Here is a 14,885-nt window from a genome sequence, read left to right as displayed (position 1 = left end):
TGATCCCTTGGGAGTGAATCATAAGGATGTATCAATGAGTTGGAAAACGATCAGCTTTCGTAAGCGAATGCTCATTATTATGACGCTGTCGGGGTTGATAGAGCTTCTATTACTTGTCGCTGCAGGATTCACTTATCTCAAAATCAATCAAGAGCAAGAAATGGGAGAAAAAGCACTGGGTGTTGCCCGTTTTTTAGCAGACTCCGCCGTTGTTCGCGAAATGGTCACAACCCAAAATCCTCAGCCATACCAACTTCGTTTCCGAGAATTAACCGAAGCCATTGGTGCTGCATTCATCGTTATTGGCGACCATAAGGGAGTACGCTTAATCCACCCTGTTGATGAGCGGTTGGGCAAGCCAATGAGAGGTGGCGACAATCGTCGAGCGCTAGAGCAGGGATTGTCTTATGTTTCGACGGCACAGGGCTCGTTAGGTTATTCAGTTCGTGGTAAAGCTGCGATTTTTGACGAGCAAGGCAACATCATTGGTGTGGTTTCGGTTGGCTATTTGCTTGACCGGCTGCAAGACCGCATCGAGCCATTTTTGGCCTTTTTGATTTTAATGGTCATCGTAGTTGTTGTCGCTAATGCCATTGTATCCAATTATGCGTCGAGAAAGTTTCAGCGCGCCATTTTGGGGTTCGAGCCTGAAGAGATAGGGCGGTTGTACGGCGAATTAGAAGTGACGATGAGTACCATTAAAGAAGGCGTGTTAAGTATTGATGCCCAAGGGATACTTCGCTCGATCAATCGTAGCGCCTGTCAGATTCTCGGTATTGATAGAGAGGCAGCTCTTAATAAACCGTTGACTGAGACGTTACGCGATAGTGACTTATATACGGTGCTAGAAACCGGACAGGAAGATCATGATATTGAGATATTCCTTAATCATAAACGTCTGATCGCAAACCGTTCGCCAATTTATGTGGATGGAAAAATAGTGGGGGCAGTATCGAGTTTCCGTTTAAGGGATGAAATCAACGACCTAACCGAGCAGTTATCACAAACCAAAGAATATGCAGATTTATTACGTTCGCAAACCCATGAGCATCGAAATAAGCTAAACACCATTAGCGGGTTAGTTCAGATGGGTGAGCTGGATGCCGTACAAAAGTTAATTGGGCAAGAAACCGCACACTATCAAGCGATGATCGAATTTTTAAGAGACACCGTTAAAGACCCGTTAATTGCTGGTATGTTGCTTGGAAAAACAGAACGTGCTCGCGAGTTAGGCTTACAGCTGGTGGTTGAAGAAGGCAGTCGTTTGGAGCCTCTGCCTGAGTGGCTAAATTCGGAAGACCTTGTCACCATTCTGGGCAACTTAATTGATAACGCTTTCGACGCAACGTTAACCTCGATTCGTGATGAATCGAATGTCGCATCGGAGCGCAGAAATATCGATGTGTCAGTGAGCGATTACGGAAATGAAGTGATACTTGAGGTGATAGATCAAGGCTGTGGTTTACCAAGCGATATAGAGCCGCAGGCGCTATTTAAAAAAGGGGTGTCGACGAAATCTCGTCAAAATCGGGGGGTAGGATTGCATCTTGTCAACCAGTTGGCTACTCGATATCACGGCCATGTTGAGATGACGCCCAACACAAATTATGGAACAAGAATAACGGTGTATTTACCCAAGGAAGAACAATTATGAGTATGGCGACTCGCGTAATGATCATTGAAGATGATCTGGCTATTGCTGAGCTGCACCACAAATACTTGAGCCAATTGGCAGGTTTGGAAGTGGTCGGCATTGCGACCACGAGAATAGAAGCGGAAATGCAACTCGATATTCTTAAGCCAGACCTCTTGTTGATGGATGTATACCTTCCTGATGGAACAGGGCTTGAGATACTCAATACATTACGTGCGAACAACCAAACGTGTGATGTCATTTTGATTACCGCGGCAAGGGATGTCGATACGCTACAACAGGCAATGAGAGGGGGAGTCGTTGATTACCTACTCAAACCAGTGATGTTTCCACGCTTAGATGCCGCACTGAAAAAGTATGTGTCCCAACGCCAACAACTAGACATCGCAGAGAGTTTGGATCAGAACCTCGTTGATAAAATGCTGCAGTCTCACGTCAATCAAGACAACTTGCCGAACCGATTACCGAAAGGGATTGATGGTGTAACCTTGGATAAGATCAGAGAGTTGTTCCCAAATGGTAGTGTGCTGACCGCTGATGAGGCAGGCGAAAAGATCGGTGCGAGCCGAACAACGGCAAGGCGCTATTTGGAGTATCTGATCAGCACTGGTGAACTAGAGGCTGATTTAAACTATGGGTCGGTAGGTAGGCCTGAAAGGTGCTATAAAAAAGTGACGCGGTAGCGTTTATATTGATGCTCTATGCAAAATAAAAAGCGATGGCTTATTGTAGAAACCATCGCTTTACAAATTACTGCTGTTCCGCTCTAAGAGGTTAGAAGTTGTATTCTAACTTCGCTTCAATAGAGCGCTCAGCGCCAAACCAACAGTTATTTTTGTCGTAACAAGAATAGTATTCTTTATCGAATAGATTGCTTGCAGAAAGGGTGACGCTAGCCCCTTTCATTGATTCAGATACTGTTGAGAAATCGTAACTTGCTGCCAAATCAAACAAGGTGTAGTCAGGCACTTTTTCGCTGTTTTGAGCATCAATTTGTGCTTCTCCGACATAGCGAACGCCAGCACTGGTACGAAGGCCTGAAAGATTTCCTTCAAAGAAGTAATTGGCCCATAAAGAGGCCGTTTGCTCAGGTACCCAAACTGGCGTTTTACCTTCTTGGTTGTAATAACTGTCCTCGGTAATCTCCATATCGGTATACGTGTAGCCTAGAGTGAAATCAGCTTGTGTTGTGGCTTGCCACTTTGTCTCTAGTTCAACACCCTGTGATACCACTTTGCCCGCTTGATAGTTCGGTGCATAAGGATTATTCGGGTCGGTCAAGATCGCGTTTTTCTTCGTAATATGGAAGAACGCTAAATTACCCGAAATATCGCCAGACAATGGCGCGTACTTAAAACCGAGTTCCCACTGATGCCCGGTTGATGGTTCAAACGCTTTGCCTGTGGCATCTGCACCCGCAATCGGCTCAAAACTCTCGGAGTAAGTAAGGTATGGGGATAGGCCGAAGTCGAGTTCATACAAACCGCCGACTCGGAAAGATACGTTGGTGTCGTCTAACTCTTCCTTGCTGTTGGATATTGCTCCTAGGTAATCGCTCACGGCGTCTGTATTTGAATCGTATTTATCCCAACGAAGACCCGCAATCATTACAAGTTGGTCGTAACGAACTTGATCTTGGAAATAAACGCCAATCTGCTTCGTTTTGATACCTAAGTTTTGTTTGTATTGGAAATTTAGTGCATTACGATCAATGCTGTTGTGGTCAGGATTAAAAATGTCCTGAGTTAGCGAATACCCAAGCGTGTCTTTGTATTTTACATCTGAATCTAGATACTGATAATCAAGCCCGAACAATAAGTTATGTTCAAAATTTCCTGTTTTAACGTAGCCAGATAGTTGGTTGTCAATCACAAAAGATTTGGACTTTTCATCGGTTAAATAAGCATTTCGACCAACGGTACGGTTATCCGCCTCAAGTGCGCCGTTATATGTGTTTTCCTGATAGGCATCGGCGGTCATGTAGCGGGCATTCTGTAGAAATTGCCAATTGTTGTTAAAGTCGTGTTGGACTTTGTAACCCATCATCAGAACTTCGCGTTCGTAAGTGTTCCAGTCCTCATCCCCCAAATAAGTGCTTGGTGACATCGAGCCAAGTGGGTTGTCAATCACTGAGCCAGACGCTGGCACGGTCGTGTAGATACCTGCTGATGGATCATTTTGATAGTAAACATTCACGTTGACTAAGGTGCTTTCTGTCGCTTGCCAATTGAAAGATGGAGCGAGGACATAACGTTCGTCTTCAGAAGTATCGGCTTGACCATCTCGCTGTTTTGCGAGGCCGATAATACGGTAATCAACATTAGAATCACCAATTTGTCCTGTGGTGTCGAACGTCAGTTCTTTTAGGCTGTTAGTCCCAGTACTAATCGAGACAGAGTGCGAAGGTGTTGACTGAGGCGACTTGGCGATAATATTGACCATACCTCCTGGTGGAATATTGCCGTAAAGAACAGACGTTGGCCCTTTAAAAACCTCGATTTGTTCAAGGGCAACGGAATCGACCTGAGGTTGAAGGTTCCAACCATTGTAAAGTAAAGGCAGACCATCATAAAAGTTGGTGTAGTTGATAAAACCACGAATATTGAATAGGTCAAGGCGAGAAACGGCACCGCCACGCAGCTCTGTATTTACGCCAGGCGCGTAACGCAATGCTTCGCTCACTGAGTTTACGCCGCGTAGGTCCATGTCATCTTTAGTGATTACCGTGATCGCTTGCGGCGTTTCTTCCGGTTCTAAAACGGTTTTAGTTGCGGTGTTTCGGTATGTTTCGCCAAGTACTGTGATAGTTTCGTGCTGAGAAGTGCTCTCAGTGGCACTGGCGTGACCAGCAATAAGCGCGGATACCACGACTGCAACCGCAGAACGATGAAATCGATTCGGACTTTCCATATTTATTAATTCCACTACTTTTATTTGTTGATAATGATTGTTGTTTGCATTCTATAGCGAAAGAAATAGGAAAAGTTAACAATTTGGTGCAAAGCCAGAACCTAAGTGCTTAGGCTTCTATCTAATGGGCATGGCTTCGTTCGGTTTGACAGGTATCCAGTAATGCATTTGGGCGTTCTCGCTCTCAACATCATAGTCTTCTGGATAAACTTCTAACTCGTAGCCATCAATACCGTGATAATTGGAATAGGGGAGCCAGTGCAAAATGAACCACTCAAGCGTCGCCGCTAGATTTAATGCTTTACCTATGTGCGTAATCACTGCGTAGGTTTGCTTAGGAACAACCAGAAGATCTGGTTCTTGCGTAGAGCCTTTGGATATTGAAGTTCTTGACGCAGAGTTGTACTCATAACCGGCCCAATACTCGAGTTGCTGGTTGCTTGAATACGCTTTTGTTACGTCAATCACACCAAGATAGTTTCTTTCCAGATGAGTATGGTTTTCAGATGAATAGAGCTGTGACCACAGAGAGGGCACTTTGGATTGGAAGTTGGGCGTTGCGGAAAACAATCCATAAATAGGTTCATGATAACCAGCAAGCACAAAAGCAGGTTTTGTTTCTATTCGAACTTCGATAAAGCACTTATGTCTATTTTCGTCTTCTGGTGTCTCGCGCAACGTTAAAGGTTGCCTCAAGCCCGTTAGTTGCTGAGCTTTACGATAATCCCGAGGACTCTTTGAAAACATATTTTTGAACGCTCGACTAAATGCATGTTCAGACGCAAACCCCATTTCTATCGCAATATCTAACGAGCGATCTGATGTATGGATTAAGCGTTCAGCCGCAAGGCTTAGTTTTAGCTCTCTAATATAGTGAGCGACGGATACGCCAGTGTGTTGCTGGAAAACGCGTTGCAGTTGCCAACGTGACCAGCAGCTTGCTTTCGAGATTTCATCCAAACTAAGTGCGATATCTAGATTGTTGTGAATGTAATCAAGCACAGAGTGTATTCGGTTTATCGGGTGCAGATTCTTTGTGCCTGGTTTCATGGCGTTCTACTTTCGCATTAATAGTATCCTCATTATCTTTAATTGAGTATCATTATCAATAGAGTGAGAGGATAAAATTCAGGCTACATAGATCACAATAAAATTGTAATGGATTGCAAGAGTGGGTAAGAATTGTCCATATTAGAGTTTTTGCTTAATTTTTGTCTTACGTTAGTGCAACTTTTTTTATCCATAAAATACAAATATTTATGATGTTTTGTGTAACTTATTTAAACGTTTGCACTGGCAAGTGTTGATGTAAATCAAATAGTCGTAGACAATACTGCACCGTGTCGGACTCTCCTCCAGCGAGTACAGTGTGTACTTTTGAGACATAAGTGACCTAAATGACCTTAATACGTCGTGCTTCCAACAGATTTGGGAGTGCTACTTCTTGAGGTTCTTTGGGCCTATAGACTTTACCTATCAACGTAATAGGTAAGACCAATTTTCTATTTTGAGGTGCCATTGATAGGGTTGGCTCATCCTTTAGCCGTATCCGGGCACACAATAAGTACCTCGTTTTTAAGGGAAAGATGATGGTAATACCAGAAAACAGCAGCATCGTTATTTTTGGTGCTTCAGGTGACCTTACATATCGTAAGCTCATTCCTGCTTTATACCACCTCTATGCGAACAAGCAGCTTCCAGAAAATTTTGCCATTCTGGGTGTAAGTCGCACTGAATACAGTGATGAGTCTTACCGCGCGAAGCTGAAAAAATCGCTTCAGGAAATGGAAAAGACTGAGCCAGAAACGCTTGATGCATTTATTAACCATCTGCACTACCAAGCTATCAATACTTCTGACACACAAGATTACAGTAAGCTATCTTCTCGTTTAGACCAACTTGCTGACGAATATCGTTTCGATCAGCGCAATACGCTTTTCTACTTAGCAACCCCACCAAGTTTATACAGTGTGATTCCTGCAAGTCTTGCAGCACACGGCCTAAACAAAGAAGAAGATGGTTGGAAACGCCTGATTATTGAGAAACCATTCGGTTATGACCTTGAATCAGCGCGTATTCTGGATAAAGAAATTCACGAGCACTTCCAAGAGCATCAAATCTACCGAATTGACCATTACTTAGGTAAAGAGACGGTACAAAACCTTCTTGTACTTCGTTTCTCAAACGCGATGTTTGAGCCGCTTTGGAACCGTAACTTCATTGATTATGTTGAAATCACGGGCGCAGAATTCCTCGGCGTAGAGGAGCGTGGTGGTTACTACGACAACTCGGGTGCCGTGCGCGATATGTTCCAAAACCACCTGCTACAAGTATTGGCGATGGTGGGTATGGAGCCACCTGCACAGATCAATGCAGATTCGATGCGTGATGAAGTCGTTAAAGTACTCCAGTGTCTAAAACCTTTGGACGAAAACGCTCTGCGTAACGATCTAGTATTAGGTCAATACACCGCTTCTGAAGTTCGTGGACAAAGTCTACGTGGCTACCGTGAAGAGCCGGGGGTTGCAGATGATTCTCGTACCGAAACTTACATCGGTTTGAAAGCATACATTAACAACTGGCGTTGGAATGGCGTGCCATTCTACGTGCGTACTGGTAAGCGTCTTCCAACACGCGTTACTGAAGTGGTTATCCACTTTAAACAAACACCGCACCCAGTGTTTGGTCAAAACGCACCAGAAAACAAGCTGATCATTCGCATTCAGCCAGACGAAGGCATTCAAATGAGCTTTGGCTTGAAAGAGCCAGGCGCAGGTTTTGAAGCGAAAGAAGTGAAAATGAACTTCCATTACGCTGACCTACAAGAAACGCAAATGCTAACTGCGTATGAGCGTCTTCTACTTGATGCTTTGAATGGTGATGCTACGCTATTTGCACGTAGTGATGCGGTGGAAGCGTGTTGGCAGTACGTACAGCCAATTTTAGATTTTAAACAAGATCCACAATCCCTCTTCGGGTACGCATGCGGCACATGGGGTCCTAAAGAGTCAGACGACCTGCTACAGCGTGATGGTCGCGCTTGGCGCTTCCCATGTAAAAACTTAACAGATACGGATTACTGTGAACTATGATCAACCATAAGATCTACCAAACAGCAGAGCAGGTAGTTGAAAGCCTAGCTAACGACATGAAAGCGTTCAGCGAAATGGGCCGACCTGTTCACATCTCTCTTTCTGGCGGCAGCACTCCTAAAATGCTGTTCAAACTGTTGGCTTCAGAGGCTTACGCAACCTCTATTCAGTGGCAAAATCTCCACTTCTGGTGGGGTGACGAACGTTGTGTCGCACCTGACGATGCGGAAAGCAACTACGGAGAAGCGAACGCGCTACTGTTTAGCCAAGTAAACATTCCAACAGAAAACATCCACCGTATACGCGGTGAAGATGACCCTAAAGTGGAAGCGGAACGCTTTGCGAAAGAGATGTCAGAGGTGATTCCGACTGAAAACGGAACCCCTGTGTTTGACTGGATCTTATTAGGTGTTGGTGCAGATGGTCACACCGCTTCTCTGTTCCCTGGCCAAACCAATTATGATGATGCGAATCTATCTCTTGTGGCGCCTCATCCTGAGTCAGGCCAGCTTCGTGTGTCAAAAACGGCACGCGTTTTAGAAGCAGCAAAACGCATCAGTTACTTAGTGCTTGGTGCAGGAAAAGCGGACATCGTTGAAGAGATCAACAGTTCACCTGCACACGCACTGCCATACCCAGCGGCTAAGATTCAAGCGAAATCTGGCCTGACGGAATGGTATTTAGATTTGGACGCAGCAGCAAAAATTGCTTAAACGCTGCTCGTCAATGAAACAAAATTGGAGAGAAACAATGAAAGGTGATATCGGTGTAATTGGCCTAGCGGTAATGGGTCAAAACCTTATCCTAAACATGAACGACCACGGTTTTAAAGTGGTAGCTCACAACCGTACTGCTGCCAAAGTAGACGAGTTTCTGGAAGGACCAGCGAAAGGCACGAACATCATCGGTGCATACTCTCTAGAAGAACTAGTAGAGAAGCTAGAAACGCCACGTAAAGTGATGCTAATGGTTCGCGCAGGTGACGTTGTCGATAAATTCATCGACGCTCTAGTCCCTCTACTAGACAAAGGCGACATCATCATCGACGGTGGTAACACGAACTACCCAGATACAAACCGTCGCGTTGCAGCACTACGCGAAAAAGGTATCCACTTCATCGGTACAGGTGTATCTGGTGGTGAAGAAGGTGCACGTTTTGGCCCATCTATCATGCCTGGCGGCGCTCCAGAAGCTTGGGAAGCGGTTAAGCCTATCTTCCAAGGTATTTCTGCGAAAACTGACGCTGGCGAGCCTTGTTGTGACTGGGTTGGTAACGATGGTGCAGGTCACTTCGTTAAGATGGTTCACAACGGCATCGAATACGGCGACATGCAGCTGATCACTGAAGCTTACCAGTTCATGAAAGACGGCCTTGGTATGTCTGCAGATGAAATGCAAGCGGTATTCGCTGAGTGGAACAACACTGAGCTAAATAGCTACCTAGTTGAAATCACGGCTGACATCCTTGGCTACAAAGACGAAGATGGTGAACCTCTAGTTGAAAAAATCCTAGACACTGCTGGCCAAAAAGGTACAGGTAAATGGACGGGTATCAACGCACTAGACCTAGGTATTCCACTAACGCTTATCTCTGAGTCAGTATTCTCTCGTTGCCTATCTGCACTAAAAGATCAACGTGTTGAAGCTGAGAAACTGTTCGGTAAGACAATCACGCCAGTAGAAGGTGACAAGCAAGAGTGGGTTGACGCACTACGTCAAGCGCTTCTAGCGTCTAAGATCATCTCTTACGCTCAAGGCTTTATGCTAATGCGCGAAGCATCAAACGAGAATGGCTGGGATCTAAACTACGGTAACGTTGCTCTTATGTGGCGTGGTGGTTGTATCATCCGTTCTGCGTTCCTAGGCAACATCCGTGATGCATACGAAGCAAACCCAGAACTAGCATTCCTAGGCTCTGATGATTACTTCAAAGGTATCCTACAAAGCAGCCTAGTAGCATGGCGTAAAGTTGCAGCTAAGTCTCTGGAAGCAGGCATCCCAATGCCATGTACGACTTCTGCACTAACGTTCCTAGACGGTTACACAACAGCTCGTCTACCTGCGAACCTACTGCAAGCTCAACGTGACTACTTCGGTGCTCACACTTACGAGCGTATCGACCGTGAGCGTGGTGAATTCTTCCACACTAACTGGACTGGTACAGGCGGCGACACAGCGTCTACAACTTACGACGTTTAATCCGCAGTCAGTAAACGGATAAAAGCAAAAGGGTGCCCAATTGGCATCCTTTTTTTGTGTCTGGCTTTATGAAATTCAAAGAGCGCCTAGGCGCTCTTTTCAGTGGTCGTTTTCTTGTTTTGATAAAACCTGTCTTTGAGGTAGAGAATTGCGCTGACCACAAGAGCCACTACAGAAACAGTAAATAGGGCATACATGCTGAGAATCCATGCGAATGTAGCCGTCAAAAACGCAATGAAGGAAAACATTCTGCTGAAAGACATCACATGGCCAAGTTTGTTACTTTTCATAAACGCCTCCCAAAGCTGAGTGGGGATAGACAAGTGTGGTCATATACCACGCTTTGATTGTCTGTTCTTTTTTGGCGTTTCACACAAAAAATCGGCTAAAGATTTCTCAAAAAAGGTGAAATATTGAACTGGTAGACAAATCCATAAACGGATTTACAAATATATGAATGCATTTGTCTATCACTTCAAAGTTTTTGCTGTGCGGATTAAGGCCTTTTAACGCTATTATTGCAGCCTTCGAGTTTACTAGGCGTAATTTCAAGTCAATAATTCCGGGAAGCTCATCCTCATTATCAGTCACGATGAAAATCACTTTTCTTTGCTTAACAATACTTTATTGAATATGTGTGATTGCATCAGATTTGAGAATGAAACTAAGGTTGCAAGAAAGGCGAAAAAGAGTGCTAGGTAAGCCTTTGAACTACGCCTATAATTAGCGCCCACATGGAGGATGTTTAATAAATGAACATCCTCTATTTTTTGAAACCAGCAACAAGGATCCAGTAAAACGTGTTTTTCTGGTGTTGTTTACGTTGACCAAGAAGGTGATTAACACAACAAATTGAGGTTCTAAGATGACTCTTAACAAGTACTTTGTTTTCATTCCGGCAGAATTGGATCAGGAAATACACAAGGACAACCAAGTGATCTCTGAGAAGGAAACTCAACGTCAGGCATTAGTAAAACAGGCTCAACAACAAGGCGGCCTGTAAGCTAGGTTTCAAATAGAAAGAGCACCGCAAAGGTGCTCTTTTTGTATCTGAGGTTATGGATTAACCCAATATGCCGAGGCTTTTCAGCTTTCTATAAATCGTATTTCGACTGACGCCAAGCATACGAGATGTTTTGCTTATGTTCCCCTGATTGGCTTGATATGTTTTGAGCAGTTTGTCTTCGACGGTTGCACGCAGTTCTAACGTGGGTTCGGCAGAGGTTGTTACGTCTTGAGCTTGGCTGAGTTTCTTACTCAAGTGAGTCGGTACGTGAGCGAGCTCTAACGTTTCTTCACCTTGCGCCATTAACGCGGATACTTTGATTAAACTATCAAGTTCACGCAAGTTTCCTGGCCAAGAGTAAGAAAGCAGCAGAGAAAGTAGGTGAGGACAGAGTTGTTGTTCAGATTCAGCGTGACGTCGATGAATATTCTCGATCAGTTGTTGCTTATCATCTCGCTCTTCGAAGCGAGGCAATTCGATGATCAAACCATTGAGGCGATAGTATAAGTCTTGACGGAACAATCCTTCGCTAACCAAGTTCTCGAGATCTTTATGTGTGGCCGCAATGATTTGCGTATCGACTTGAACACTTTGGTTTGAACCCACAGGAAGCACGGTTTTATCTTGTAATACATGCAGCAAGCGGCTTTGAGCTTCCAAGGGTAAATCTGCGATTTCATCCAGAAACAAAATCCCCTTGTGCGCTTGGCGAATTTTTCCCTGATAGCCTTTGCTGTTTGCGCCAGTAAATGCACCAGCTACGTAGCCAAACAATTCGGACTCAACCAAATCTTTCGGTAGTGCGCCACAGTTGACGGAAACCAACGGCCCCGTTTTTCTCTGGCTGTTTTTATGTAGCGCTTTCACAAACTCATTTTTACCAACCCCAGTTTCTCCGAGAATCAGTAAGCTGATGTCTTTATCGATAACGCGATTGGCTTGTTGCCAGCAATGTTCGACAGTAGAATCGCCGTAATGCAGATCATTGGAAGCGGTAACGGAACGAGACTTCACTTTTTTGTCGGTCAACGGCTTTGTTTTGAACACGAAAGGATGGTCGGCACTTTGGATAGAAAGAATGTCGTCGAGCGATTGCCCGATGACGTTTTGTTGCGCGAGGAGCTGAGAAGCAACTTGGTTGTGCGCGAGAATCTGTCCATCTTCATTAGCGATGATAATGCCTTGCCATCCACTGTTTAGTAAGCCTTTTTCACACGCCAAATCCACACGAATATGCCCTTGTGGAATCAAGTTAAGCAATTGATTTTCAACTTGCTGAACCATGTTCTGTACCAGCACTTGCGTTGAGAAATCATGTTTCTTTTGTTCGCTGGTGATATCTAGCACGCCAATCAAATGACCAAGATGATCGAAAATAGGATTGGCCGAGCAGCTAATAAAACGATGATGTTGGATGAAGTGTTGATCGCCGATGACTGAGACCGGTTTTGCTTCAACTATCGCAGTCCCAATCGCGTTGGTGCCTTTGACCTTTTCTTGCCAGCACGCACCAGAGCTTAGCGCAATTTCGGTCAACTTCTCGCGGAACTTAGGTTGTCCCCAACTGCCGATGATGACGCCGTCGGCATCCGTCAGAATTAAGCGGCTGTCACTATGAGCAAAAAGCTGATTAAACAGCGGGAGAGCAAACTGGGTGACGGTTTCCAATAAGAAGTTGAGTTGGTGACGCCTATCTTGAAGTGTCGCTGGTGTCACTCGAATATCTTCAGGGCGTCGACGCTGTTTTAAACCCGCCTGTTCACTTCGGATCCATGAAGTTGAAAGCCAATTGTTATCGCTAATGTGTTGAAGTTCCATGACTGTACCATTTTGTCACAGTGAGGGTGTGCCATTTTGGAACACTTGAACATTGGTGTTCACACCATACATCCGCTCAAACATCGCTCACTTGGTTTGTTATCGCTTGGTAATCATAGTTTTACATTTAATTAACAACAAGTGTGGTGTAGTTGGCGTGTGACTTGCGTAATGCTCTTTGTGAACAGTGCGATACGACACTGCAATAACACATTGAACGAGAAACAAAAGGAAGAGTTATGATCTATGCACAGCCAGGTAGTGAAAATGCCATTGTTAACTTTAAATCGCATTACGATAACTTTATCGGTGGGGAATGGGTAAAACCAACGGGCGGTGAGTACTTTGACAATATCTCACCAATCAACGGACAAGCGTATTGTAAAGTTGCTCGTTCTGGCGAGGCGGATATCAACTTAGCATTGGATGCGGCACACAACATCAGAACTAAATGGGCAAAAACCAGTGTGACTGAACGCTCGAACATCTTGCTGAAAATTGCTGATCGTATTGAGCAGCATTTAGAAGAACTTGCAGTTGCAGAAACATGGGAAAACGGCAAACCAGTTCGTGAAACCTTGGCTGCGGATTTACCTTTGGTGGTGGATCATTTCCGTTACTTTGCTGGCTGCATTCGCGCGCAAGAAGGCAGTGCGGCGGAGCTGGATGAGCACACGGCAAGCTATCACTTCCCAGAGCCGATTGGCGTAGTTGGTCAAATCATCCCTTGGAACTTCCCTATGTTGATGGCGGCTTGGAAACTGGCACCGGCACTTGCGGCAGGTTGTTGCGTGGTATTGAAGCCAGCAGAACAAACTCCAACGTCGATTCTGGTTCTTATGGAAAAGATCGGTGATCTACTGCCTCCGGGCGTCATCAACGTTGTTAATGGTTTTGGTTCAGAAGCGGGCCAATCGCTTGCAACCAGCAACCGCATTGCGAAACTCGCATTTACGGGCTCAACACAAGTTGGCAATCATATTCTAAAATGTGCAGCAGACAACTTGATCCCTTCGACTGTTGAGTTGGGTGGTAAATCTCCAAATATCTACTTCTCAGATATTTTCGATTACGAAGATGAGTACCTCGACAAGTGTATCGAAGGTACGCTACTTGGTTTCTTCAACCAAGGCGAAGTTTGTACCTGTCCATCTCGCGTATTAGTTCATGAAGCGATTTACGATAAGTTTGTAGAGAAATTGACGGAACGTGCGCAGTTAATCAAGCAAGGTAACCCGCTCGATACCGATACTCAAGTAGGCGCCCAAGCTTCTCAAGAACAGTTTGATAAGATTTTAAGTTACCTCGAAATTGGCCGTGAAGAAGGCGCAAAAGTGGTCTTTGGTGGTGGTGTTTCAGAACAGCCAGAGTCTATCAACCAGGGGTACTACATTCAGCCAACAATGTTGGAAGGCCACAACAAGATGCGAATCTTCCAAGAAGAAATCTTTGGCCCCGTCATTGCCATCACTAAGTTTAAAAATGAAGCGGAAGCATTAGAAATCGCGAACGACACCGAATATGGCTTAGGCGCAGGCGTTTGGACGCGTGATGCGAACGTCGCATATCGTATGGGCCGTAATATCGAAGCTGGTCGAATCTGGATTAACTGTTACCACGCTTACCCTGCACACGCTGCGTTCGGTGGCTATAAAAAGTCGGGTATCGGCCGCGAAACACATAAGATGATGTTGGATCACTACCAAAATACGAAAAACCTATTGATTAGCTACAGTGTTGATCCACTAGGCTTCTTCTAAATGAAGTAGTTAACAAAGAAAAAGCAGTACTAACCAAAACCCCGAGCCTTCGGGGTTTTTTATTGCATGGGCTTGCGGGTGGGAGGGTGTGTATACGTGAAATTTATATTTTGAACCCATCTATATTGCGTGCTCAGGAACGTTGAATTACGGCTACTTTTCGTTCAAGTAGTTTTTCGACCGCGGTGTTTTGCTTTTCAAGACTAAACTGCTGATCAAAATCCAAGACGCGATTACAAGACTCAAGACTCGCAAACTGGTTTAAACATTCGCTAAGTTCTCTTTTAGAGCTCATTCGAGCCAAACTGCTTTCTGATGAAGAGAGTAGGGTCACTTTGCGGCCATGAAACGTTCCTTGTGGCAGAGCATCACTTTGCTGCGCTTGCTTTACTTCATGAACCGGTAAGTTAGTGTATTTAGATTGGATGTCGTTGGACATAGAGACA

The 14,885-nt window shown here is 44.8% G+C and carries 12 protein-coding genes; 7 read left to right on the top strand and 5 right to left on the bottom strand.

Annotation, left to right across the window (positions count from 1 at the left end):
- Positions 1 to 34 precede the first annotated feature (34 nt).
- Together FKN16_RS19010 and FKN16_RS19005 are read left to right on the top strand one after the other, a co-directional pair.
- Positions 35 to 1,654 carry a sensor histidine kinase gene (locus FKN16_RS19010; protein ID WP_170903370.1) on the top strand — a complete coding sequence of 540 codons (1,620 nt, stop codon included), beginning with the start codon at positions 35 to 37 and terminating at the stop codon, positions 1,652 to 1,654.
- Complete coding sequence (locus tag FKN16_RS19005) at positions 1,651 to 2,337, top strand: response regulator (protein WP_170903369.1); 687 nt, start codon at positions 1,651 to 1,653, stop codon at positions 2,335 to 2,337. The genes FKN16_RS19010 and FKN16_RS19005 overlap by 4 nt, the downstream gene beginning before the upstream one ends.
- Positions 2,338 to 2,428: 91 nt before the next feature.
- Here FKN16_RS19005 and FKN16_RS19000 read toward each other — a convergent pair whose 3' ends face one another.
- The gene (locus FKN16_RS19000) at positions 2,429 to 4,564 is read right to left on the bottom strand and encodes a TonB-dependent siderophore receptor (protein WP_170903368.1); all 2,136 of its coding nucleotides are present in this window, start codon (positions 4,562 to 4,564) and stop codon (positions 2,429 to 2,431) included.
- A 117-nt stretch (positions 4,565 to 4,681) separates the two neighbouring features.
- The gene (locus FKN16_RS18995; RefSeq protein ID WP_170903367.1) at positions 4,682 to 5,614 is read right to left on the bottom strand and encodes an AraC family transcriptional regulator; all 933 of its coding nucleotides are present in this window, start codon (positions 5,612 to 5,614) and stop codon (positions 4,682 to 4,684) included.
- 539 nt (positions 5,615 to 6,153) lie between these two features.
- Between FKN16_RS18995 and zwf the strand changes: the two genes are divergently transcribed.
- Genes zwf through gnd form a run of 3 tightly spaced genes read left to right on the top strand, consistent with a single transcriptional unit; the run spans position 6,154 to position 9,855 of the window.
- Positions 6,154 to 7,656, top strand: coding sequence for a glucose-6-phosphate dehydrogenase (zwf, locus tag FKN16_RS18990; protein ID WP_005397367.1), 1,503 nt, complete (start codon positions 6,154 to 6,156; stop codon positions 7,654 to 7,656).
- Positions 7,653 to 8,369 carry a 6-phosphogluconolactonase gene (gene pgl / locus FKN16_RS18985; protein WP_152814862.1) on the top strand — a complete coding sequence of 239 codons (717 nt, stop codon included), beginning with the start codon at positions 7,653 to 7,655 and terminating at the stop codon, positions 8,367 to 8,369. The genes zwf and pgl overlap by 4 nt, the downstream gene beginning before the upstream one ends.
- Before the next feature lie 37 nt (positions 8,370 to 8,406).
- On the top strand, positions 8,407 to 9,855 hold the full coding sequence (gnd, locus tag FKN16_RS18980) for a decarboxylating NADP(+)-dependent phosphogluconate dehydrogenase (RefSeq protein ID WP_134646517.1): 1,449 nt from the start codon (positions 8,407 to 8,409) through the stop codon (positions 9,853 to 9,855).
- Positions 9,856 to 9,941: 86 nt separating this feature from the next.
- On the opposite strand, the gene FKN16_RS18975 is transcribed toward gnd, so the two are convergent.
- Entirely contained in the window at positions 9,942 to 10,145 is a 204-nt protein-coding gene (locus tag FKN16_RS18975; protein WP_005464314.1) for a hypothetical protein, read from the bottom strand.
- A 575-nt stretch (positions 10,146 to 10,720) separates the two neighbouring features.
- Between FKN16_RS18975 and FKN16_RS18970 the strand changes: the two genes are divergently transcribed.
- On the top strand, positions 10,721 to 10,858 hold the full coding sequence (locus FKN16_RS18970) for a hypothetical protein (protein WP_005464410.1): 138 nt from the start codon (positions 10,721 to 10,723) through the stop codon (positions 10,856 to 10,858).
- A 60-nt stretch (positions 10,859 to 10,918) separates the two neighbouring features.
- On the opposite strand, the gene FKN16_RS18965 is transcribed toward FKN16_RS18970, so the two are convergent.
- Entirely contained in the window at positions 10,919 to 12,679 is a 1,761-nt protein-coding gene (locus FKN16_RS18965; RefSeq protein ID WP_170903366.1) for a sigma-54-dependent Fis family transcriptional regulator, read from the bottom strand.
- A 239-nt stretch (positions 12,680 to 12,918) separates the two neighbouring features.
- Here FKN16_RS18965 and FKN16_RS18960 point away from each other — a divergent pair, with 239 nt between their 5' ends.
- Positions 12,919 to 14,439 carry an aldehyde dehydrogenase family protein gene (locus FKN16_RS18960; RefSeq protein WP_170903365.1) on the top strand — a complete coding sequence of 507 codons (1,521 nt, stop codon included), beginning with the start codon at positions 12,919 to 12,921 and terminating at the stop codon, positions 14,437 to 14,439.
- A 133-nt stretch (positions 14,440 to 14,572) separates the two neighbouring features.
- On the opposite strand, the gene exsE2 is transcribed toward FKN16_RS18960, so the two are convergent.
- Positions 14,573 to 14,878: a T3SS regulon translocated regulator ExsE2 gene (gene exsE2 / locus FKN16_RS18955; RefSeq protein ID WP_074191265.1), complete on the bottom strand. Its 306-nt coding sequence runs from the start codon at positions 14,876 to 14,878 to the stop codon at positions 14,573 to 14,575.
- Between the last annotated feature and the right edge of the window lie 7 nt (positions 14,879 to 14,885).

This window comes from Vibrio sp. 11-4(1) (assembly GCF_013048625.1).
In the GTDB taxonomy this organism is placed as follows: domain Bacteria; phylum Pseudomonadota; class Gammaproteobacteria; order Enterobacterales; family Vibrionaceae; genus Vibrio; species Vibrio diabolicus.
Note: the sequence above shows the minus strand (reverse complement) of the source record. Positions and strands in the feature narration are given on the sequence as shown.

Excerpts from the sequence above, each read along its gene's own strand:
- pgl (WP_152814862.1), top strand. The coding sequence starts at position 7,653 with ATGATCAACCATAAGATCTACCAAACAGCAGAGCAGGTAGTTGAAAGC.
- exsE2 (WP_074191265.1), bottom strand. The coding sequence starts at position 14,878 with ATGTCCAACGACATCCAATCTAAATACACTAACTTACCGGTTCATGAA.
- FKN16_RS18965 (WP_170903366.1), bottom strand. The coding sequence starts at position 12,679 with ATGGAACTTCAACACATTAGCGATAACAATTGGCTTTCAACTTCATGG.
- gnd (WP_134646517.1), top strand. The coding sequence starts at position 8,407 with ATGAAAGGTGATATCGGTGTAATTGGCCTAGCGGTAATGGGTCAAAAC.
- zwf (WP_005397367.1), top strand. The coding sequence starts at position 6,154 with ATGGTAATACCAGAAAACAGCAGCATCGTTATTTTTGGTGCTTCAGGT.
- FKN16_RS18960 (WP_170903365.1), top strand. The coding sequence starts at position 12,919 with ATGATCTATGCACAGCCAGGTAGTGAAAATGCCATTGTTAACTTTAAA.
- FKN16_RS19010 (WP_170903370.1), top strand. The coding sequence starts at position 35 with ATGAGTTGGAAAACGATCAGCTTTCGTAAGCGAATGCTCATTATTATG.
- FKN16_RS19005 (WP_170903369.1), top strand. The coding sequence starts at position 1,651 with ATGAGTATGGCGACTCGCGTAATGATCATTGAAGATGATCTGGCTATT.
- FKN16_RS19000 (WP_170903368.1), bottom strand. The coding sequence starts at position 4,564 with ATGGAAAGTCCGAATCGATTTCATCGTTCTGCGGTTGCAGTCGTGGTA.
- FKN16_RS18975 (WP_005464314.1), bottom strand. The coding sequence starts at position 10,145 with ATGAAAAGTAACAAACTTGGCCATGTGATGTCTTTCAGCAGAATGTTT.
- FKN16_RS18970 (WP_005464410.1), top strand. The coding sequence starts at position 10,721 with ATGACTCTTAACAAGTACTTTGTTTTCATTCCGGCAGAATTGGATCAG.
- FKN16_RS18995 (WP_170903367.1), bottom strand. The coding sequence starts at position 5,614 with ATGAAACCAGGCACAAAGAATCTGCACCCGATAAACCGAATACACTCT.